The following is a 20,736-nucleotide window of genomic DNA, read 5'->3' on the forward strand; positions in this document are numbered from 1 at the left end:
CCGGATCGTTACCGTCTCTCGGACACGAACGCCCTACCGGACCTGGCTCAGCGGAAGCAGCAGGTCGTCGGGCACGCTGGTAGCCCTGATGACCACGACCGCCGCTCCCCCGCTGCTCGACGACCCCGCCGACCTCTCCGCGCTGCGCGTGAGGGGCGGCGATCCCGACGAGCTGTTCGCGGCCTTCGCCGCCTGGGCCGAGGCCGGCGGCACGCCGCTGTACCCGGCCCAGGAGGAGGCGCTGATCGAGCTGGTGAGCGGCGCCAACGTCGTCCTCGCCACCCCGACCGGCTCCGGCAAGTCGCTGGTCGCCACCGGCGCGCAGTACGCCGCGCTGGCCGCCGGCCGGCGCAGCTACTACACCGCACCGATCAAGGCGCTGGTCAGCGAGAAGTTCTTCGCGCTCTGCGGCATCTTCGGCGCGCAGAACGTCGGCATGCTCACCGGCGACGCGGCGGTCAACCGGGATGCCCCGATCATCGCCTGCACCGCCGAGGTCCTGGCCAACATCGCGCTGCGCGAGGGCAGCGAATCGGAGCAGCTCGCGGACGCGCTCGTCGTGATGGACGAGTTCCACTTCTACGGCGACCCCGACCGCGGCTGGGCCTGGCAGGTCCCCCTGCTGGAGCTGCCGAAGGCGCAGTTCCTCCTGATGAGCGCCACCCTGGGCGACGTCACCTTCCTGCGCGAGGACCTCACCCGCCGCACCGGCCGGCCGACCGCGCTGGTCGCCAACGCCGTCCGCCCGGTGCCGCTGCACCACTACTACGCGACGACGCCGATGCACGAGACGATCCAGGAGCTGCTCGACACCCAGCAGGCGCCGGTCTACGTCGTCCACTTCACCCAGGCCTCCGCGCTGGAGCGCGCACAGGCGCTCATGAGCGTCAACGTCTGCAGCAAGGAGGAGAAGGCGGCGATCGCCGAGATGATCGGCGGCTTCCGGTTCTCGTCGGCCTTCGGGACGACGCTGTCGCGGCTGGTCCGCCACGGCATCGGCGTCCACCACGCCGGGATGCTGCCCAAGTACCGGCGGCTGGTCGAGCAGCTCGCCCAGGCCGGGCTGCTCAAGGTCATCTGCGGCACCGACACCCTGGGCGTCGGCATCAACGTGCCGATCCGCACCGTCGTCTTCAGCGCGCTGTCGAAGTACGACGGCACCCGCACCCGGCTGCTGCAGGTGCGCGAGTTCCACCAGATCGCCGGCCGGGCCGGCCGCGCGGGCTACGACACCGCGGGCACCGTCGTCGTCCAGGCGCCCGAGCACGAGGTGGAGAACCTCAAGCAGTTCGCCAAGGTGGCCGACGACCCGAAGAAGCGCCGCAAGCTGGTGCGCAAGAAGGTCCCCGACGGCATGGTGCCGTGGAGCGAGTCGACGATGAACCGGCTGGTCGAGGGGGAACCCGAGAAGCTGACCAGCCACATGCGGGTGACGACGGCGATGATCCTCGACGTCGTCGACCGGCCGGGTGACCCGTTCACCGCGATGCGCCGGCTGCTCACCGAGAACCACGAGCCGCGCAAGAAGCAGCTGAAGCTGATCCGCGACGCGATCGGCATCGCCCGCTCCCTGCTGCAGGCCGGCGTCCTGGAGCGGCTGCCCGAGCCGGAGCCCGACGGCCGCCGCTACGACCTGACGCTGGACCTGCCGCCGGACTTCGCGCTCAACCAGCCGCTGTCCACATTCGCGCTGGCCGCCATCGACCTGCTCGACCCCGACTCGGACACCTACGCGCTCGACGTCGTCAGCGTCATCGAGGCCACGCTCGACGACCCGCGCCAGATCCTCGCCGCCCAGCTCAACAAGGCCAAGGGCGAGGCGGTCGCGCAGATGAAGGCCGAGGGCATCGAGTACGACGAGCGGATGGAGCTGCTCGAGGAGATCAGCTATCCCAAGCCGCTGGAGGAGCTGCTCGGGCACGCCTTCGAGGTCTACCGGCAGTCCAACCCGTGGGCCGCCGACGGTGCGCTGTCGCCGAAGTCGGTGGTCCGGGAGATGTGGGAGCGGGCGTTCACCTTCCGGGAGTTCGTGAACACCTACGGGCTGACCCGCGCCGAGGGGGCGGTGCTGCGCTACCTCTCCGACGCGTTCAAGGCGCTGCGCTCGGGGGTGCCGGCCGCGGCGCGCACCGAGGAGGTCACCGACCTCGTCGAGTGGCTCGGCGAGCTGGTGCGCCAGGTCGACTCCTCGCTGCTGGACGAGTGGGAGGCGCTCACCGATGCCGACCAGGGGCCGGTGGCGGAGGTCGCCGTCCCCGCCCGGCCGCGCCCGCTGACCGGCAACGAGCGGGCGTTCACCGCGATGGTCCGCAACGCGCTGTTCCGCCGCGTCGAGCTGTGGGCCCGCCGCCGCTGGTACGACCTGGGCGAGCTGGACGCCGGCTCGGGCTGGGACGCCGAGCGCTGGGGCGAGGTGGTGCAGGCCTACTTCGCCGAGCACGGCGAGGTGAACACCGGCGCGGACGCCCGCGGCCCCGCACTGCTGATCTGGGACAAGCGCCCGGACGTCTGGCGCGTGCGGCAGATCGTCGACGACCCCGAGGGCAACCACGACTGGGGCTTCGACGTCGAGGTCGACCTCGCGGCCTCCGACGAGGAGGGCGCAGCCGTCATCCGGCTCGTGGACGCCGGCCGCAGGGACTGAAGCGGTGGATCTGCGTCACCGCGCACGACTGATCGGCGGCGACCCGCTCAGCCCCGGGGCAGCTGCAGCTTCCCGTCGACCCGCCGCGGGATGCCCTGGTAGCCGTCCGTCAGCTCCTCCGGCAGCACCTCGGCGGGAGCGCCCTGCCAGGTGACCGGCCGCAGGAACCGGCGGATCGCCGTCGTCCCCACCGAGGTGTGCTGGGAGTTGGTCGACGGCCACGGCCCGCCGTGGTGCTGGGCCCAGGAGACGGCGACGCCGGTCGGGTAGGCGTCGTAGACGATCCGGCCGGCCAGCGTGCGCAGCTGCTGCGAGACGGCGAGCGGCAGTTCGGTCTCGCCGTCACCGCGCAGCACCGTGGCGGTCAGGGACGAGGGAAGAGCGGCGAAGGCGGCGAACAGCTCGTCCTCGCCGTCGTAGCGGGCGACGACGCTCACCGGTCCGAAGCACTCCTCGGTGACCTCCTCCGGCAGGTCGGCGGCGGCGGTGGTGAGCAGCCGGGGGACGGCGCGGAAACCCTCGTCCGGGGCCTGCTCGCCCCGGGCCACCTCCTCGACGCCCGGTGCGGCGGCCAGGCCGTCGGAGATGCGGCCGTATGCGGCGGCGATGCCCTCGTTGAGCAGCACCGGTGCCGGCGCCGAGCGGACCGCCTCGGCCATCGCGTCGACGACCCGGTCGCCCTCGGGGCCGACCGGCACGAAGGCCAGCCCGGGCTTGGTGCAGAACTGGCCGCCGCCGAGCGTGATGGAGCCGACCAGCTCGCGGCCGATGGTCTCGCCGCGCTCGACGGCGGCCTGCGGGGTGACGACCAGCGGGTTGAGGCTGGACAGCTCGCCGAAGAACGGCACCGGGTCGGGACGCCGCTCGATGATCTCCAGCAGCGCGCGCCCGCCGTTGACCGAGCCGGTGAAGCCGACCGCGCGGATCGCCGGGTGGGCGACGAGGTCGGCCCCGGCCTGCAGCCCGTGCACGATGCCGAGGGTGCCCTCGGGCGCTCCGGCCTTGCCGGCGGCCTCGGCGAGCACCTCGAACACCAGCTGCGACGTCGCCGGGTGGGAGCCGTGCGCCTTGACGACGACGGGGCAGCCGGCGGCCAGCGCCGACGCGGTGTCACCGCCGGGCACCGAGAAGGCGAGCGGGAAGTTGCTCGCGCCGAACACGGCCACCGGACCGATCGGCACGAGCATCCGGCGGAGGTCCGGCCGCGGGCCCATGGGGGTGTCACCCGCGTGGTCGATGGCCGCCTCGAGGTAGCTGCCCTCCTCGAGCACCTCGGCGAACAGCCGGAGCTGGTAGCAGGTCCGGGTCAGCTCGCCGTTCAGCCGGGTGGTGCCCAGCGCCGTCTCGCGGTCGGCGACGGCCACGACGTCCTCCCGGCGCCCCTCCAGGGCGTCGGCGAGGGCGCGCAGCAGGGCGGCACGGCCTGCCCGGCCGAACTCGTCGAGGGCGGGCGCGGCGGCCAGCGCCGCGGCGCAGAGGCGGTCGACCTCCTCGGTGGTGGTCTCCTGGGCGACGACCTCGGCGGCCTCGCCGGTTCGGGGGTCGATGCTGACGACGTCCATGGGGTGCTCCTCAGGGGTGCGGGGTTCAGCGGGGCGCGTCGAGGCAGGTGCGGGCTCAGGAGACCTTGGAGACCAGGGCCGTCAGCTCGGCCAGCTCCGCCTCGGTCAGGTCGGTCAGGGGCGGGCGCACCCGGCCGCCGTCCCGGCCGACGGCGGTCAGCCCGGCCTTCACGATCGAGACCGCATAGCCCTTGGCCCGGTCGCGGATCTCGGTGTAGGGCAGCACGAAGTCGTTGAGCATGCCGTACACGGCGCCCCTGTCCTGCGCGCGCACGGCGGCGTAGAACCTGAGCGCGAACTCCGGGAGGAAGTTGTAGAGCGCCGAGGAGTACGTGGTCACGCCCAGCTGGAGGAGCGGCAGCGCGAACGTCTCGGCGGTGGGCAGCCCGCCGATGTAGATCAGCCGGTCACCGACGCGCGCGTAGGTGCGCGTCATCTGCTCGATGTCCCCGACGCCGTCCTTGAGCCCGATCAGGTTGGGGTTGCGTTCGGCCACCTCGGCCACCGTGGTGTCGCTGAGCACCGCGTTGGCCCGGCTGTAGACGATGACGCCCAGGTCGGTGGACCGGCACACCGCGCTGATGTGCTCGACCAGGCCACGCTGGCTGGCCTCGGTCAGATAGGGCGGGAACAGCAGCAGCCCGGATGCCCCGGCTGCCTCGGCCGCGCGTGCCTGCGCCGCGGACACCGCCGTCCCGCCGGTCGCCGGGGCGATGACGGGGACCCGCCCGGCGACCTCGTCGACGGCGACACGCACGACCCGGTCCAGCTCCGCGGAGGTCAGCGAGAAGCCCTCGCCGGTGCCGCCGGCCGCGAACAGGCCGGCCACGTCGAAGCTCGCCTGCCAGGCCAGGTGCTTCCGGTACCGGGGCTCGTCGAACTGCAGGTCGGCGTCGAAGTGGGTCACCGGGAAGGAGAGCAGGCCGGACTTCAGCCGGTCGGCGAGAGCATCCGGGGCAAGCAGCGTCACGGGTGGGTCCTCGGGTCCGGCGGGTCCGCTCCGGGGGCGCTACGGCGCACCGGGTGGCGGCGGTCGGCATCACGGTAGGAAGGCGGATGGATGCGTGTCCAAGAGCGATTGCGTATCGCTCGATGCCCTCAGAACATGGTCAGGCCGACACCGTCACCCGGTGGTTCGCCGTTCGAGGACCTCCAGCACCCGCCGGAGCGCCGGGTTCTTGGCCTGCTTCGCCCACAGCAGGTGCAGCTCCACCGGCTCGGGCACCGCCGTCTCCAGCCGCACGAACCCGACGCCGTCGATAGGCAACCGGGCGGCCGAGCCGGGGACGAAGGCGATGCCGCGACGGGCCGCCACGAGCCACAGCATCGTGAGCACCTGACCCACCACGTGCACGGCGTTCTCCGAGGCAACCGGGACGACGCCCACCACGAGGTCGTAGAAGTACCGGGCCCGGGTCGGCGAGTGCATGACCACCGGCTCGGTGGCGAGGTCGGCGGCGGTGGCCGGTCGTCCGAGCTCCAGCAGCCGGTGGCCGACGGGGGCGGCCACGAGCATCGGCTCGCGGTGCAGCAGGCGGGACTGGAAGGTCTCGGCGTCGAACGGCGGGCGGGCCAGGCCGAGGTCGATCTCCTCGTCGAGCAGCGCGGCCACCTGCTCGCGCGTCACCATCTCGGCCAGGTCGACGTCGACGTCGGGCAGCTCGCGCGCCAGTTCGTTGAGCAGACCGCCCAGGACGCCGTAGGTCGAGGCGGCCGTGAACCCGATCCGGACGACGCCACTGGACCCCGACGACACCCGGCGGGCCAGCTCGGGCGCCGAGTCCGCCAGCGCCAGCAGGCGCCGCGCCTCGGCCAGGAACACCTGCCCCGCCGCCGTCAGGGCGACTCGCCGGTTGTCGCGCTCCAGCAGCTGTGCGCCGACCGCGCGCTCAAGCTTCTGGATCTGCCGGCTCAGCGGAGGCTGCGTCATCGCGAGCCGGGCCGCGGCCCGGCCGAAGTGCAGCTCGTCAGCGACGGTCACGAAGCCGCGGAGCTGCTCCAACGTGAAGCCCATGCACGCAAGGTATCGATCCTCGGGGCTTCTCTGCAGCACTGGAATGGAGCACGCCGTCGCCGGGGCTCTCCACGGTTTCCTCACCCGGGCTCTCGGGGACACTGCTCCTCGTCCCCCGCCCGTCCCGCCAAGGAGCCCGCATGACCGTCCTCGTCGGATTCGTCCCCACCCCGGAGGGGCGCGCTGCGCTCGACGCAGGGATCGCCGAGGCGGCCCGCCGCGGCGAGGGAGTGCTGGTGCTCAACTCCGCGCGCGGCGGCGCCCCGGTCAGTGTGGAGGTCGCCGACGAGGACACCGTCCGCGACATCACCGAGCGGGCCGAACGCGCCGGTGTCGCACTCGAGCTCCGGCAGGGGATGCGCGACGGCGAGGCGGCCGACGAGGTGCTGCGCGTGGCGCGGGAGGTGGACGCGTCGGTGATCGTGATCGGGCTGCGCAAGCGCTCCCCCGTCGGCAAGCTGCTCATGGGCAGCAGCGCGCAGCGGATCCTCCTCGACGCCGACCGTCCGGTCCTCGCCGTCAAGCCGTGAGCCGCTCCGCGACCGTCAGATCCCGAGGACCGCGCGGGCGATGAGGAAGTAGACGATCAGGCCGGTCGCGTCCACGAACGTGGTGATGAACGGCGCGCTGACGACTGCCGGGTCCACCCCCACCCGCCGGGCGAGCATCGGCGTCAGGGCCCCGGCGGTGGTGGCGAGCGTGCAGACCACCAGCAGCGCGGAGCACAGCACCACGGCGATCTCCACCCCCACCAGCCAGGCGGCCGGCGCGAAGCCCACGAGCCCGAGCAGCGCCCCCAGCAGCGCGCCGGTGGCCATCTCGCGACCCACCACGCGCGGCAGGTCGCCGAACCGCACGTCGCCGACGGCCATGGCCCGGATGACCGTGGTCGCCGCCTGGGCACCGGTGTTCCCCCCGGTGCCGATCAGCAGCGGGACGAACAGCGCCAGCGCCACCACCTCGGCGAGGACGTCCTCGAAGTAGTCGAGCACGTTGACCGTCAGCGTGGCCGCGGCGATGAGCACCAGCAGCCAGCCCACCCGGCTGCGCGCCAGGCCCACGACGCCCGCCGTGAGGTAGGGCCGGTCGAGCGGTTCGGCACCGCCGGCACGGGCGATGTCCTCGCTCTCCTCCGCCTCGAGCACGCGCATGGCGTCGTCGACGGTGAAGAGCCCGACCAGCCGGCCCTCCCGGTCGACCACCGGCACCGCGACCAGCCCGTGGTCGCGCAGCACCCGCGCGGCCACCTCCTGGTCGTCCTCGGTGCGCACCACCACGGGCTCGCTCATCACGTCGTCGACCCGCGCGTCGGGGTCGCTGACGAACAGCCGGCGCAGGGACACCACCCCGACGACGCACCGTCCCGCCCCGATCACCGGCAGGGTGTAGATCGTCTCGGCGTGCGGCTCCTCGCTGCGGGCGATCGCCAGCGCATCGGCGACCGTGCTGCCCACCGGGACGGAGACCACCTCGGGGGTCATGCGCCGGCCCGCGGACTCCTGTGGGTACCCGAGCAGCTCCGTGGTCATGGCGCTCTCCCGGGCATCGAGCCCGGAGAGCAGCCGCGCGGCGACGGTGGCCGGCAGCTCGTCGAAGAGGTTCGCCCGGTCGTCGGGGTCCAGCCCCGTGATCAGCTCCCGGGTCGACTCCTCCCGCAGCGTGTCCAGCAGTTCCCGCTGGAGCGCGGGGTCGAGGTCCTCGAACACCGCCAGGGAGCGGTCCTTGGGCAACAGGCGGAACACCACCGCCCGCGTCGTGGGATCGACCCGTTCCAGCTCGTCGACCGTGCTGGGGACGTCCAGCTCGGCGAGCACCTCGTGCAGCGCGCGCAGATCACCCGCCCGGGCGAGCTCGCCGAGATCGGCGGTGGTGTCCATGGCCCCTGTCTACCGGCCCCGGCCGGGGTCCTGCCCCTCAGGAGCCGACGGGCACCGGTAGCGCGGCGCGGCGCGGCGCGGCGCGGCGACGATCACACCCACCTGCCCGCCCGGGCGGGGTCCTGGCGTGCCAGGCTCGTCGGCGATGACCGCATGACCGCGTGGGAGATGGTGGCCGTCGCGGTGGCGGGCGTCGCGGCCGGTGGCATCAACGCCGTCATCGGTTCCGGGACGCTGGTCTCCTTCCCGGTGCTCGTCGGGGTGGGCATCCCCCCGGTCCCGGCCACGATCAGCAACTCGCTGGGCCTGATCGCCGGCAACCTGACCGGCTCGATCGGCTACCGGCGTGAGCTGCGCGGGCAGTGGCCCCTGCTGCTGCGGCTGATCCCCGCCTCCGTCCTCGGCGGGCTCACCGGCGCCTTCCTCCTGCTGCACCTGCCCGCCGCGACGTTCGAGGCGGTGGTGCCGGTGCTGATCGCGCTCGCCGTCGTCCTGGTGGCCGCGCACCCGCTGGTCCGGCGCCGGCTGGCCCGGCGGGGGGCGGACGAGCGACGCACTCCCCGCATCGGCCCGGGACGGCACGCGGCCCTCGTCGGCACCGCCTACCTGACCGGCACCTACGGCGGCTACTTCGCCGCCAGCCAGGGCGTGATCCAGATCGGCGTCTTCGGCCTTCTGCTGCGGGAGCCCCTGCAGCGGCTCAACGCGATCAAGAACGTGCTGACCCTGACGGTGAACTCGGTGGCGGCCGGCGCCTACGTGGTGGTCGCCACCGACCGGGTGGTCTGGTCGGCGGCCGGGCTGCTGGCCGTCGGCTCGCTGGCCGGCGGGCACGTCGGCGCCCGCTACGGACGGCGACTGCCCGAGCCGGTGCTGCGGACGGCGATCGTCGTCCTGGGCGTGGTGGCGATCGGGGTGCTCGTCTCCCGGTGAGCGTCCTCGAATTCCTCTTCCTCGTGGCCGCCGGCGTGGGGGCCGGGCTGACCGGCAGCATCGCCGGGCTCGCCTCGCTGGTGAGCTACCCCGCGCTGCTGGCCACCGGCCTCTCTCCGGTCGCCGCCAATGTCACCAACACCGTGGCGCTCGTGCTGAACAGCGCCGGGTCGGTCAGCGCCTCCGGGCCGGAGCTGCGCGGCCAGGGACGACGGGTGGGGCGGCTGGCCGTGGGGGCGGTGCTGGGCGGCGCCGCCGGCGCCACGCTGCTCCTGCTCACCCCGTCCGCGGCGTTCGAGCGGATCGTCCCCTGGCTGGTCGCCGGGGCGTCCCTCGTCCTCGTCCTGCAGCGCTCGCCGCGCGAGCTCGCCGTCGAGGGGATGGCCGCGCAGGCGGCGACCCCCGACCCGCGGTGGCTGCCCGTGGCCACCTTCGCCGTCGCCGTGTACGGCGGGTACTTCGGCGCCGCCGCCGGCGTCATGCTGCTCGCGCTGTTCCTCCTCGGCACCGGCGAGGGGCTGGCCCGCAGCAACGCGCTGAAGAACGTCATGCTCGGCATGGCCAACGCGGTGGCCGCCGTCGCGTTCGTGGTGCTGGCCCCGGTCGCCTGGACCGCGGCGCTGCCGCTGGCCCTCGGGCTGTTCGCCGGCGGGCGCCTGGGGCCGCGCGTCGTGCGCCGGGCACCGCAGACGCTGCTGCGCCGGCTCATCGCGTTGGCCGGCCTGGGGCTCGCCGTCCACCTGGGCGTCCAGGCCTACCTCTGAACGAGCCCCGCGCCCGGCGGGTGCAGCCCGGTCGTGGTCAGGCCGCGCCATGACCACGACCGGCGCCCGCCGGCTCGGTCAGCCGGCGACGTAGGCCGAGAGGAACAGCACGAACGCGCTGACCAGCAGCAGCAGCCGGGCGGGCGTCAGCCCGTTCACCAGCCCCGCCGTCGCCTCCACCCACTGCGGCCGCACCCCGGCCTCCCGGGAGCGCTGGCGCACGATCCGCACCTCGTCGGCGAGCAGGACGCCGGCGGCGCCGAGCAGGCCGAGGCCGACGACGGCGAACGCCAGCGCCAGCCGGTCGTCGAAGGCGTCCGCCGAGCCGGCGAGCAGCAGCACGACGACCAGGCCGAGGAACAGTCCGAGCAGGCCGCCGGCGACCGGGGCCCAGGGGCCCATGACGGTCATCGGGCCGCGCCGTGGCTTGCGGGGGGCCGGTCGCACGCTCACCGGTGCGGTGGCGTGCCCGACCGTGGGCGTGCCTCCCGGGTCGTCGACCGGTGTCGGGTCGGGCAGCGGCGGGACGGGCCCGGCGGCTCCCGCTGCGGTGGCACCGGCGCCGGCGCCGTCGGCGCTCGGCTCGGGCAGGGACATGGTCTGGTCTCGTTCGCTCATCGCACTCACCTCACGGGCCACGCTAGGCACAGGTGCACCGCGAACGCCGCAGGACACCCCGCCGCCGCGGCGTGGGTCATCCCTCACCCTCCCCGGGCACGGGAACGCAGGTCAGCGCGTGACCGGCCGGGTGCAGTCGGCCACCGCCGCGCTCAGAGCAGCCGGCGGCTCCCCTGCCGCACCACCCGCAGCCAGCGGTGCCCGTAGCCGTCCAGCGCCAGCTCCACCGCGCCGTCGTCGGCCACCGGGGTGGCACCCTCCTGCAACAGGTCGTGCAGCCCCGCACCGCCGAGGTCGGGCAACCGCAGCGGGACCGTGCACGGCTCGGCGCCCAGGTTGTGGACGGCGATCAGCGCCCCGTCGTCCCAGGCGCAGCGGTGCGCCAGCACGGCCGCGTGCGGCTGGTCCAGCAGCTCGAAGCTCCCCCAGCCCAGCTCCGGCGACTCCCGGAACCGGCGGATCAGCAGCTTCATGAACGACAGCAGCGAATCCGGGTCGCGTCGCTGGTCGGCGACGTTGACGAACTCGGGAGCGAACCCGCCGCGGACCACGGGTCCGGGCAGCCGGTCGGGCCCGGCCGTCGAGAAGCCGCCGTTGACCCCGTCGTCCCACTGCATCGGCGTCCGCACCGACTGCCGCCCGTCGGCGGAGAGCTCCTCCCCCATGCCGATCTCCTCCCCGTAGAAGAGCACCGGGGTGCCGGGCAGGGCGAACATGAGGCTGTAGACCAGCCGGATCCGGCGCGGGTCACCGGCCAGCATCGGCGGCAGCCGCCGGCGCAGCCCGCGGCCGTAGAGCTGCATCCGCGGGTCCGGGCCGAAGGCGGCGAAGACCTCCGCGCGCTCGTCCTCGGAGAGCTTGTCGAGGGTCAGCTCGTCGTGGTTGCGCACGAACGTGGCCCACTGGGTGTCCGAGGCGATCGACGGCCGCGACCGGAGGGCCTCGGTGAGCGGGCCGGCGTCACAGCGCGCCAGGGACAGGTACATCGCCTGCATGCCGACGAAGTCGAACTGCATGGTCAGCTCGTCGCCGTCCGGGCCGCCGAAGAACGTCACCTGCTCCTCGTAGGGCAGGTTCACCTCGCCGAGCAGGATCGCCGGCCCCGACCGCCGGGTGAGGAACCGGCGCAGCGCCCGCAGGTACTCGTGCGGCTGCGGCAGGTCGTCGGCGGCGGCGTGCTGGGTCTCCAGGAAGTACGGCACCGCGTCCACGCGGAACCCCGAGAGCCCCAGCTGGAGCCAGAAGCCCATGATCTTGGCGATCTCGTCCCGGACCCGCGGGTTGGTCACGTCCAGGTCGGGCTGCTCCTTGTAGAAGCGGTGCAGGTACCACTCCCCCGTCTCCTCCGAGAGCGTCCAGATGCTGTCCTCCTGGTCGGGGAAGACCACCTGGTCGCTGGTGTCCGGCGGCTCGTCCGCGCGCCACACGTAGAAGTCGCGGAACGGGGCGTCGGTGCTCCGGCGCGCCGACTCGAACCACGGGTGGTGGATGGAGGTGTGGTTCACCACCAGGTCGGCGATCACCCGGATGCCGCGGTCGTTCGCCGTCCGGATCACCTCGACCAGGTCACCGTGGGTGCCCAGCCGCGGGTCGACGCCGTAGAAGTCGGTGATGTCGTAGCCGTCGTCGCGCTCGGCGGTGGGGTAGAAGGGCATCAGCCACAGGCAGGTGACGCCGAGGTCGGCCAGGTGGTCGATCCGCTGGGCGAGGCCCGCGAAGTCGCCGCAGCCGTCGCCGTCCCAGTCCAGGTAGGTCTCGACGTCGAGGCAGTAGACGACGGCGTTCTTCCACCACAGGTCGCTGGTGTCGGTGATCCTCACCCCTGCACCGCCTCGACGGGGCCGGGGGCGGTGACCCCGAGCTGCGGCAGCACGTGCTCGCCGAACGCGTCCAGGAACGGCCGCTGCTCCTTGCCGACGTGGTGCAGGTACACCGCGTCGAAACCGAGCTCCAGGTACTCCTGCAGCCAGGCGGTGTGCTGCCCCAGGTCGCCCGACACCCGGACCGGCCCGATGACGTCGCCCGGCCGCACGTGCGCGCTGGCCTGCTCGAAGGCCTCCGGGCTGTCGAGGTCCCAGCACAGCGGCGGCGGGAAGACGTTGCTGCGCCACTGGTCGTGCGCGATCGCCAGGGCCCGGTCGGGGTCGGGGTCCCAGGACAGGTGCACCTGCAGGGCCAGCGTGCCGCGCCCGCCGGCATCGCGGTAGGCGGCCATCACCTCGCGCAGCTTGTCGGGCGGCTGGTTGATGGTCACCAGCCCATCGGCCCATGCCGCGCCGTTGCGTGCGGTGGCCACGCTGACGGCCGGGGCGATCAGCGCCGGAGACTGCTCGGGCAGCGTGTGGATCTTGGCCCGGTCGACGGTGACCAGCCCGTCGTGGCTGACCTCCTCCCCCGCGAGCAGCGCCCGGATGACCGCCACGCACTCCAGCAGCCGGGCGTCCCGCACCGACTTGCGCGGCCAGGCGTCGCCGGTGACGTGCTCGTTCATCGCCTCGCCGCTGCCCAGGGCGACCCAGAAGCGCCCCGGGAACATCGCGCCCAGGGTGGCGATCGCCTGGGCCACGATCACCGGGTGGTAGCGCTGCCCCGGCGCGTTCACGGCGCCGAACGGCAGCGACGTCGTCGCCATCGCCGCCCCCAGCCACGACCACGCGAACCCCGACTCGCCCTGCCGCGGGTTCCAGGGGGTGAGGTGGTCCGAGCACATCGCGGCGGTGAACCCGACCTCCTCGGCGTGCCGGACGGCGTCCAGCAACGCGGCGGGGTGCACCTGCTCGTGGGAGTTGTGGAACCCGATCACCGGCATGGCCCGATGCCTACCCGAGTCCCGACGGCGCGGCCACGTGGGACGCGTCGGGGTCGATCGCGAGCCGGCGCCGGACGAGAGCGGCGCCACGCCGGTCCGGACTGCGAGCCGGGGCGCACCCGGCGAGGATCGCGGGGTGACGACGAAGCCGACCACAGACGACTGGGGCATCGATGCGAGCTGGCTGGACGCGCTGGACGAGGAGCACCAGGTAGCCCAGGAGACGATCGAGCAGCTGCGCGCCGTCATCGGCGAGCCGCCGGCCGACCTGGAGGACCGGGCGCCGATCGTCGCCCGGCCCGGGGATGCGCTCGAGGTGGACGAGGCCGACGTCGTCTGCGAGGACGGCGAGGTCCGGCACATCGACGGCGAGCTGCCGGAGGACTTCCCGCTGGGCTACCACTGGCTGCAGTCCCCGGAGGGCCGCCGGCGCCGGCTGATCGTGTCGCCCGGACGCTGCTGGCTGCCCGAGGACCGCGCGTGGGGCTGGGCGGTGCAGCTGTACGCCGCCCGCGGCCGGGACAGCTGGGGCATCGGCGACCTCGGCGACCTGCGGGCCCTCCGGCAGATGGCCGACGAGCAGGGGGCAGGGTTCCTGCTGATCAACCCGCTGCACGCCGTCGCCCCCATCGCGCAGCAGGAAGCCAGCCCCTACCTGCCGGCCACCCGCCGGTTCCGCAACCCGATCTACCTGCGGGTGGACGAGGTGCCCGGGGCCGACGCGGTCGACCTCGAGGCCGACGCCGGCCGCGCGCTGTCCGAGGGGCCGCTGATCGACCGCGACGCGATCTGGGCGCGCAAGCGCGAGGTGCTCATGCGGATCTTCTTCGCCCACGGCGGCGGGGAGGCCTTCGCCCGCTGGCGGGAGGAGCGCGGGCGGACGCTGCAGGACTGGGCGACGTGGGCGGCGATCACCGAGGAGCACGGCGCCGACTGGCACGCCTGGCCCGAGGAGCTGCGGCGCCCGGACGGCCCGGCCGTCGCGGCCTACGCCGAGCGGCACGGCGCCGTCGTGGCCTTCCACGCCTGGCTGCAGTGGGCGCTGGAGCTGCAGTTCACCGCCGCCGCCGAGGGCATGACCGTCATCCAGGATCTGCCGATCGGCTTCGCCGGCGGCGGCGCGGACGCGTGGACGTGGCAGGAGGTGCTGGCCGACGGGGTCAGCGTCGGCGCGCCGCCGGACGCGTTCAACTCGGCCGGCCAGGACTGGGGCTCCCCGCCGCTGATCCCCTGGCGGCTCCGCGACGCCGACTACGAACCGTTCATCCAGTCGATCCGGGCCACCATGTCCGGTGCCGGTGGCCTGCGGATCGACCACGTCATGGGCCTGTTCCGGCTGTGGTGGGTGCCGGCCGACGGGAGCGCGGCGGACGGCGCCTACGTCCGCTATCCGGCCGAGGATCTGCTGAACATCGTCGCCCTCGAGAGCCACCGCGCCCAGGCGCTGGTGGTGGGTGAGGACCTCGGCACCGTCGAGGACGGGGTCCGCGAGGCGATGGCCGAGCACGGGGTGCTGTCCTACCGGCTGCTGTGGTTCGAGGACGACGCCCCCGCGGAATGGCCGGCCGAGGCCATGGCGGCGATCACCACCCACGACCTGCCCACCGTGGCGGGGCTGTGGACCGAGGCCGACGTCGACGAGCAGCGGGAGCACGGCACGGGCACCGAGGAGGAGCTGGAGCGCGGCCGGCAGTCGCTGCTGGCGCACCTCCCGGGGCTCTCCGACGACGCCACGGTCGAGCAGGCGGTGGAGCAGGCGCACGCACTGCTGGCGACGGCGCCGTCGTTGCTGCTGTCGGCGACGCTGGACGACGCCGTCGGGGAGCAGCGCCGGCCGAACATGCCCGGCGCCGACGACCGTCCCAACTGGTCGCTGCCGCTGCCCGTGCTCGTCGAGGACCTGCCGGGCCACCCCCTGCTGCAGACGGTCGCCCGGACCCTGCGAGCCGGTGTGGCGCCCGCCCACGCGGACTGAGCCACCAGGCCCGGGGCACCGACAGCCGGAGGCCGGCCCCTCATGGGGGCCGGCCTCCAGCCGTCGTGCAGGAACGGGGCCGGCCGACCTCGGCGGCCGGCCGGCCCCGGGCTCAGCCGCCGGCGCGGCTGCGGACCAGCTCGGTCACCTCGACCTGCACCGTGGCGGTCACGCCCGACCTGGGGGCCGTCGCGACGATCTCCCCCGCACCGGCCGGAACCCGCTGCGGGATGCGCACCAGCGCCGCGCCCGCCCCGTCGGCGTCGGTCCGCAGGGCGCCCAGGCGGGCACCACCCAGGGACAGGACGACCCGCTCGTGCGCCGCGAAGCCGGTGACCGACACCGTGACCCGGTCACGTGCGGTGACGGTGGTGTCCGACACGGTCACCTCTGCGGCGGGCGCACCCGGCTCCTCCGCCTCACCGAGGCTGACCCGGCCGGTGTAGTCCTCCGGGCTAAGCGGCGAGTTGTCCTCCAGGTACGCCTGGAAGGAGTCGAAGTCGATCAGACCCGTCCCCTCCGTGACGCCCTCGGCGAAGACGGTGAAGTTGTCACCGCCGGAGGCCAGGAAGCTGTTCGTCGCCACCCGGTAGGTCGCGCCGAGGTCGATCGGCTCACCGGAGATGCGGATGCTGTCGACGATGATCCGCGCACCAGCGGGCGCCTCCGGGTCGTAGGACCAGGTGAGCTCCTCCGACGTGCCCAGCGCCAGGAACGGCCGGGAGGCACCGGCGGGCTGCCACTGCTGCTCGAGTACCTGCACCAGCTGGGCACCGGTCAGCGAGACGACGACCAGGTCGTTGGCGAACGGCGTGACCGCGTTGGCCTCGGCCAGGGTGATCTCACCGTCCTCCTCGTACAGCAGGTCGGCCCGCAGGCCACCCGGGTTCACCAGGCCGAGGTCGGCCGGCTCGATCGCGCTGAGCTCGGTCCCGTAGACGTAGGTATCGGCCACCAGCCCGCCGAGGGCCGAGTACGACCCGCGGTCCTCGGTCCCGTCGTCGGTGAAGGCCCGGGTGATGTCGCCCGTCACCTGCCCGACCACCTGGCTACCCACCTCGTCGGCGTATGCCTCCGCCGCCGCCACGATCTCGGCGACCTCGGCGACGCTCGGGTACGCGGCGACGAGCTCCTCGGCCGGCCGCTCGGTGAGCGGCAGGTTCTCGACCGTGAAGGCGGTGACCTCGTCGGTCGACTCCTCGTAGGTCAGCGCGATGCGCCCGAGCGCGTCCCCGTAGGACCCGGTCTGGATCACCGGTCGGGTGCCCTCGCCGCCGGGGACCGGCGCCTCCCACGCGTAGCTCTGGTGGGTGTGACCGGTGAAGATCGCGTCCACCTCGGCGTCGACGCCGGTGACGATCGCGGCGAACGCGGTGTCGGCGGCGAGCTGCTCCTCCAGGGAGTCGCTGCCCGGAGCGCCCTCGTGGGCCACCAGGACGAGCACGTCCGCCTCGTCCCCGGACCCGTCGGTGAGCTCCTCGGCGACGCGGTTGGTCGCCTCGACCGGGTCACCGAAGGTGATGCCCTCGATACCCGCCGGCGAGACCAGCGAGCGGGTCTCCTCGGTGACGACACCGATCACACCGACCGTCACGCCGTCGGCGTCGAGCAGCGCGTACTCCGGCAGCGCCGGGGCCCCGTCCTCGCCGTAGACGTTGGCGCCGAGGTAGGGGAAGCCGGCCAGGCCGCTCTCCCCGTCGACGCCGACCCGGCCGGTCAGGTCGTCGAACCCGCGGTCGAACTCGTGGTTGCCGACCGCCGAGGCCTGCAGCCCCATCTCGTTCAGCACCTCGAGGGTCGGCACGTCCTGCTGGACGGAGGAGACGAACGGCGAGGCGCCGATGTTGTCACCGGAGGACAGCAGCAGCGTCGCGTCGACGTCCTCCCGGGCCCGCTGCTCCTCGATCGTGCCCGCGAGAGCGACCGCCTCGCCCAGCCGGCCGTGGAAGTCGTTGATCCCCAGCAGCTGCAGCTCCGTGACGCCGTCCTCGTCGCCACCCCCGGCGGTCTGCCCCGGGTAGGAGATCGGGAACAGCGACTGGTAGCCCTGCCCGTCCACGTTCTTGTAGACGCGGATCGTGGCGGTGCCCGCCGGCAGCTCGGCCAGCTGCGTGTTTACGGTGAAGTACGCCGCGGCGCCGGGAGCCACCGTCTGCGCCTCCGACTGGCCGTAGTCGGTGAGCAGCCGCGCCTGCACCGGCACGCTGTCGGTGTTCCGGAAGTGACCGGCGATGTAGGCGACCTGGTCCTGCGGGTGCACCCAGCTGTTGCCACTGGCCTCCCCGGTCGGGTCGCCGACCCCCGGTCCGGGCTCGCCCGGACCGCCCAGGTCGAGCCCGACCAGGATCGGGTCGTGGTCGCTGGACCGGAACTCGTCCGCCGCGTAGAGCGCAGGCGCGCCGTCGTACTGGTAGGCGAACGACTCCACCGAGTTGATGTTCCAGTGAGCGACGTCGGTCACCTTGGCCGTCAGGCTGTCGGTGGCCATGGCGTGGTCCAGCGAGCCGGACATGTCGTCGAAGACGTAGCTGTAGCGGCCCTCGTCGAACTGGGTGCCCAGGTCGGTCAGCCCGGCCTCCCGGAGCACCTGGATCGGGTCCTCCTGGGAGTAGGCGTTGAGGTCACCGAGCACCATCACGTCGTCGTCGCCGGTGGTCTCCCGCACGCTCTCGACGAAGCCGGCCAGCGCCTCCGCCTGGCCGATGCGGTCCGGGTTCGAGGCACCCTGCCCGTCGCCCTGGTCCGCATTGGCCCCCTCCCCGCTGCCCTTGGACTTGAAGTGGTTGGCGATGACGGTGAACGCGTCGCCCTCGGCCTCGAACGTCTGCGCGAGGGGCTCGCGGGCGTTGTCGAAGTTCTCCTCGTCGACCAGCCCGACCGGCTCGCCCACCGGCGACACGGAGGCGGGCTGGTAGATGATCGCGTTGCGGATGACGTCGCGATCGACGGCCAGGAGCTCGTCCGGGAACGCCGTGAACGCCCACTTGTCGGTGCCGGCGTCCTCGTTCAGCCGGGACACCAGGTCGGCGACCGCCTGGTCCGGCGTGCCGTCGCCGTAGCCGGTGGAGGCGGTGTCCTCGATCTCCATGAGGGCCAGGACGTCCGCGTCCATCTCGTTGATGGCGGCGACGATCTTGGCGGCCTGCAGCTCGAAGGCCTCGGCGGTCTCGGCGCCGCGAGCGGTGCTGCTGTCGCCGAAGGTCAGGAAGTAGTTCAGCACGTTGAAGGCGCCGACCTGGATGTCACCGCCGACCTCGTCGGGCGACTCCGGCCGGGTGTTCTGCGGGGCGAAGACCCCTTCGGCCGTTCCGTCGGCCGGGAACAGCCGCCAGTAGTCGAAGCCGTAGCCCAGGACCAGCGGCTCGGTGAACTGGACCGGGTCGCCCACCCGCACGGGGGTCTCCGGCGTCAGGTAGGGCGCCGTCTCGGGCGTGACCCGCCCGCCGACGGCGTCGTCGAGCACGATGCGGCGCAGCGCGTTCTCCTCGGCGATCGCCTCGGCCGCCTCACCGGGGCGCGCGAGCTCCGTCGGCTGCACCAGCAGACCGCCCTCGGACAGGGTCAGGTCACCGAAGCGGGTGAGGTCGTAGACCTCGCTGACCGTGAGCTGGTCGACCGGCTCGACGAGCATCCCCTCGAGGCGCTCGCGGGCGGCCTCGTCGGCGGGCAGGTCGAGCGGCGCCGCCGGCGGCAGGTCCGCGGCGGTCCCCTCGGCACACACCTCGGCGGTGTTGCCGTCGCCGATCTGGGTCTGCGCGAAGTACTCCTCCGCCGGGCCGGTCACGGCGACGGTGTCGCCGAGGTCGACCTCCAGCGGGCTGAACACGAAGATGCCGTCGGACGTGGCGTCGTCCCCGTCCCCGTCGGCGTCCTGCAGGAAGAAGCCGGACATGCCCGGCAGGTCGCCGACGACGACGCCCCGCACGGTGACCTGCTGGCCGGCGAGCGGGGTGGCGTCCCCCTCGCCCTGCACGGCGCCGATCTCGTGCGTGGGCGTGACCCCGCAGGCGTCGCCAGGCTCCTCGGGCTCCTCCGGCCCGGCACCGTTGACGACCCCGCGGGTGGACGGGGACGGGCCCGTCCACTCGTCCGTGTCGAGGTTCCGGGAGAGCGACCACCCGGCCGGCGTGCTGCTGCCCTCCGCCACTCCGATGTCGCTGCTCACCATCCCGGCGGCCGGACCGGAGGTGGCGACGAAGCTCCCCTCGTAGGAGAGGAACTCGACGACGGTGCTCCCGTCGAGGAGGGCCAGGCCGTCCGGCGCGCCGTTCTGCAGCCCCGGCGCGTCGACGGCCACCACGGCGGGGGCGTCCGCGGGCGCGGTCACGTCCCCGAGGTCGATGGTCCCGTACGGGGCGCGGTCGTTGCCGTTGTAGAGCACGACCGAGAGGTCCGCGGAGCTCCCGCCGGGAGGCAGGTGGATCTCGACGAACTCGCCGGTGTCAGCGCCGTCGTTGTCGTAGTGGATCTCGGAGATGACGGGGGCCGTGGGCGCCGCGTGGGCGACGGCGGGCATGCCGACGACCGCGACGGACGCGGCGGCGGTACCGAGGCAGGCACGGCGGGCGATCGCACCGGCGGTGCGTCGCTGCGGTGGAGTGCCGGCTGGATCAGGCACGCAGGTTCCTTCCAGAGTGCGGGTGGACGCCGGAACCGTAGGAAGCGGTTGTGACCACTCGGTGACGAACGGGTGACGTCGGCGCCGACGCGATCGACCCCCCGGGCGCCGTAACTACCCGGTGTCATCGGAGATATGCGCACTGCAATGGGATGGGCGCCACGACCGAGGTCGCATACGCCCTCCGGGACAGGTCGGACCACCACCGGATCCGGTGACGCTCGCCACTCCCCACTGGCACGAACTGTTCACCCGGAATCGCCGGCACCACCCGGCGCGGCCCGTCGAACGCATGTTCGACCGACGTGCGAGACTGCTGCCATGGCCGGCGGCATGCACCCAGGCCGCTCCGGGCGTTCGCTCAGCGACCGGGCGGCCCGTTCCGGTGCACTGGCCCAGGGGGCCGCGGCACCTCGGCCCGCCCGTGCGGGCGCCCCCCGGCTGGACGGGCAGGCGGAGGCCGGCCGGCACTGCTGGGTGCACGACCCCCCGGAGGCGCCCGGCACGTGGCCGGGGCTGCTGGTGGAGTGGCAGCAGCGTGCCGGCGCCTGGCACGGCCGGGTGACCTACGCCGTTGCCGGTCCGCACGGGCCCGCACTGGTCGAGGCGTGGCTGCCGGCCGCCCGACTCGAGCCGCGGTGAGCTCCGTCCCGGTTAGCGGCCGCGGGTGGGGGCTATGGCTCCTGCCGACCGCATCCCGACAGACCGGAGGACGTCACGATGACCGATCCCCATGACCGCCCCACCCTCGACGACGTCATCACGCCGGAGGAGCACCCGACCCGGGACCGCACGCAACACGCGAAGGACCCGCACCCGGCCGACGAGGTGCTGGAGTACCGCACCGAGAAAGAGCGGCAGGCCGTCGGCTCCGACGACGCCGACCCCGCGGGCGCCGACGTCCACTCGGCCACCGACTGAC

15 protein-coding genes are annotated in these 20,736 nt (G+C 73.6%); 7 read left to right on the forward strand and 8 right to left on the reverse strand.

Going from position 1 to position 20,736, the window contains the following annotated elements; translation table 11 throughout:
- Window positions 1-88 precede the first annotated feature (88 nt).
- Window positions 89-2,644, forward strand: coding sequence for a DEAD/DEAH box helicase (locus ACI79Q_RS15025; protein WP_456614934.1), 2,556 nt, complete (start codon window positions 89-91; stop codon window positions 2,642-2,644).
- Window positions 2,645-2,691: 47 nt separating this feature from the next.
- Here ACI79Q_RS15025 and ACI79Q_RS15030 read toward each other — a convergent pair whose 3' ends face one another.
- The 3 genes from ACI79Q_RS15030 to ACI79Q_RS15040 form a co-directional block, all read right to left on the reverse strand.
- A complete protein-coding gene (locus ACI79Q_RS15030; protein WP_456614935.1) occupies window positions 2,692-4,206 on the reverse strand; it encodes an aldehyde dehydrogenase (NADP(+)) in 1,515 nt (504 codons plus the stop codon).
- Window positions 4,207-4,261: 55 nt separating this feature from the next.
- Window positions 4,262-5,176, reverse strand: a complete 915-nt coding sequence (gene kdgD / locus ACI79Q_RS15035) for a 5-dehydro-4-deoxyglucarate dehydratase (RefSeq protein WP_456588716.1) — start codon at window positions 5,174-5,176, stop codon at window positions 4,262-4,264.
- Between the two features lie 153 nt (window positions 5,177-5,329).
- Window positions 5,330-6,220: a LysR substrate-binding domain-containing protein gene (locus ACI79Q_RS15040; RefSeq protein WP_456588715.1), complete on the reverse strand. Its 891-nt coding sequence runs from the start codon at window positions 6,218-6,220 to the stop codon at window positions 5,330-5,332.
- Window positions 6,221-6,360: 140 nt separating this feature from the next.
- Here ACI79Q_RS15040 and ACI79Q_RS15045 point away from each other — a divergent pair, with 140 nt between their 5' ends.
- Window positions 6,361-6,750, forward strand: coding sequence for a universal stress protein (locus ACI79Q_RS15045; RefSeq protein ID WP_456588714.1), 390 nt, complete (start codon window positions 6,361-6,363; stop codon window positions 6,748-6,750).
- Between the two features lie 15 nt (window positions 6,751-6,765).
- On the opposite strand, the gene mgtE is transcribed toward ACI79Q_RS15045, so the two are convergent.
- Entirely contained in the window at window positions 6,766-8,097 is a 1,332-nt protein-coding gene (gene mgtE, locus ACI79Q_RS15050; RefSeq protein ID WP_456588713.1) for a magnesium transporter, read from the reverse strand.
- Between the two features lie 153 nt (window positions 8,098-8,250).
- Here mgtE and ACI79Q_RS15055 point away from each other — a divergent pair, with 153 nt between their 5' ends.
- Both ACI79Q_RS15055 and ACI79Q_RS15060 read left to right on the forward strand, forming a co-directional pair.
- Window positions 8,251-9,030: a sulfite exporter TauE/SafE family protein gene (locus tag ACI79Q_RS15055; protein ID WP_456588712.1), complete on the forward strand. Its 780-nt coding sequence runs from the start codon at window positions 8,251-8,253 to the stop codon at window positions 9,028-9,030.
- A complete protein-coding gene (locus ACI79Q_RS15060; protein ID WP_456613257.1) occupies window positions 9,027-9,794 on the forward strand; it encodes a sulfite exporter TauE/SafE family protein in 768 nt (255 codons plus the stop codon). The genes ACI79Q_RS15055 and ACI79Q_RS15060 overlap by 4 nt, the downstream gene beginning before the upstream one ends.
- 78 nt (window positions 9,795-9,872) lie before the next feature.
- On the opposite strand, the gene ACI79Q_RS15065 is transcribed toward ACI79Q_RS15060, so the two are convergent.
- The 3 genes from ACI79Q_RS15065 to ACI79Q_RS15075 form a co-directional block, all read right to left on the reverse strand.
- The gene (locus ACI79Q_RS15065) at window positions 9,873-10,412 is read right to left on the reverse strand and encodes a hypothetical protein (RefSeq protein WP_456588710.1); all 540 of its coding nucleotides are present in this window, start codon (window positions 10,410-10,412) and stop codon (window positions 9,873-9,875) included.
- A 152-nt stretch (window positions 10,413-10,564) separates the two neighbouring features.
- Window positions 10,565-12,232, reverse strand: coding sequence for an alpha-amylase family protein (locus ACI79Q_RS15070; RefSeq protein ID WP_456614936.1), 1,668 nt, complete (start codon window positions 12,230-12,232; stop codon window positions 10,565-10,567).
- Window positions 12,229-13,221, reverse strand: coding sequence for a TIGR03885 family FMN-dependent LLM class oxidoreductase (locus tag ACI79Q_RS15075; protein ID WP_456614937.1), 993 nt, complete (start codon window positions 13,219-13,221; stop codon window positions 12,229-12,231). Before ACI79Q_RS15075 ends, ACI79Q_RS15070 begins: the two co-directional genes overlap by 4 nt.
- A gap of 136 nt (window positions 13,222-13,357) precedes the next feature.
- Here ACI79Q_RS15075 and malQ point away from each other — a divergent pair, with 136 nt between their 5' ends.
- The gene (gene malQ, locus ACI79Q_RS15080) at window positions 13,358-15,196 is read left to right on the forward strand and encodes a 4-alpha-glucanotransferase (RefSeq protein WP_456614938.1); all 1,839 of its coding nucleotides are present in this window, start codon (window positions 13,358-13,360) and stop codon (window positions 15,194-15,196) included.
- Between the two features lie 112 nt (window positions 15,197-15,308).
- Here malQ and ACI79Q_RS15085 read toward each other — a convergent pair whose 3' ends face one another.
- The gene (locus tag ACI79Q_RS15085; protein WP_456614939.1) at window positions 15,309-19,814 is read right to left on the reverse strand and encodes an ExeM/NucH family extracellular endonuclease; all 4,506 of its coding nucleotides are present in this window, start codon (window positions 19,812-19,814) and stop codon (window positions 15,309-15,311) included.
- Window positions 19,815-20,135: 321 nt separating this feature from the next.
- Here ACI79Q_RS15085 and ACI79Q_RS15090 point away from each other — a divergent pair, with 321 nt between their 5' ends.
- Together ACI79Q_RS15090 and ACI79Q_RS15095 are read left to right on the forward strand one after the other, a co-directional pair.
- Window positions 20,136-20,456 carry a hypothetical protein gene (locus ACI79Q_RS15090; RefSeq protein WP_456613251.1) on the forward strand — a complete coding sequence of 107 codons (321 nt, stop codon included), beginning with the start codon at window positions 20,136-20,138 and terminating at the stop codon, window positions 20,454-20,456.
- Window positions 20,457-20,534: 78 nt separating this feature from the next.
- Window positions 20,535-20,735, forward strand: coding sequence for a hypothetical protein (locus tag ACI79Q_RS15095; protein WP_456588704.1), 201 nt, complete (start codon window positions 20,535-20,537; stop codon window positions 20,733-20,735).
- Window position 20,736 lies beyond the last annotated feature (1 nt).

It is taken from the genome of Blastococcus sp. SYSU DS0828, assembly GCF_054050975.1.

Excerpts from the sequence above, each read along its gene's own strand:
- ACI79Q_RS15025 (WP_456614934.1), top strand. The coding sequence starts at position 89 with ATGACCACGACCGCCGCTCCCCCGCTGCTCGACGACCCCGCCGACCTC.
- ACI79Q_RS15030 (WP_456614935.1), bottom strand. The coding sequence starts at position 4,206 with ATGGACGTCGTCAGCATCGACCCCCGAACCGGCGAGGCCGCCGAGGTC.
- ACI79Q_RS15040 (WP_456588715.1), bottom strand. The coding sequence starts at position 6,220 with ATGGGCTTCACGTTGGAGCAGCTCCGCGGCTTCGTGACCGTCGCTGAC.
- ACI79Q_RS15045 (WP_456588714.1), top strand. The coding sequence starts at position 6,361 with ATGACCGTCCTCGTCGGATTCGTCCCCACCCCGGAGGGGCGCGCTGCG.
- mgtE (WP_456588713.1), bottom strand. The coding sequence starts at position 8,097 with ATGGACACCACCGCCGATCTCGGCGAGCTCGCCCGGGCGGGTGATCTG.
- ACI79Q_RS15055 (WP_456588712.1), top strand. The coding sequence starts at position 8,251 with ATGACCGCGTGGGAGATGGTGGCCGTCGCGGTGGCGGGCGTCGCGGCC.
- ACI79Q_RS15065 (WP_456588710.1), bottom strand. The coding sequence starts at position 10,412 with ATGAGCGAACGAGACCAGACCATGTCCCTGCCCGAGCCGAGCGCCGAC.
- ACI79Q_RS15075 (WP_456614937.1), bottom strand. The coding sequence starts at position 13,221 with ATGCCGGTGATCGGGTTCCACAACTCCCACGAGCAGGTGCACCCCGCC.
- ACI79Q_RS15090 (WP_456613251.1), top strand. The coding sequence starts at position 20,136 with ATGGCCGGCGGCATGCACCCAGGCCGCTCCGGGCGTTCGCTCAGCGAC.
- ACI79Q_RS15095 (WP_456588704.1), top strand. The coding sequence starts at position 20,535 with ATGACCGATCCCCATGACCGCCCCACCCTCGACGACGTCATCACGCCG.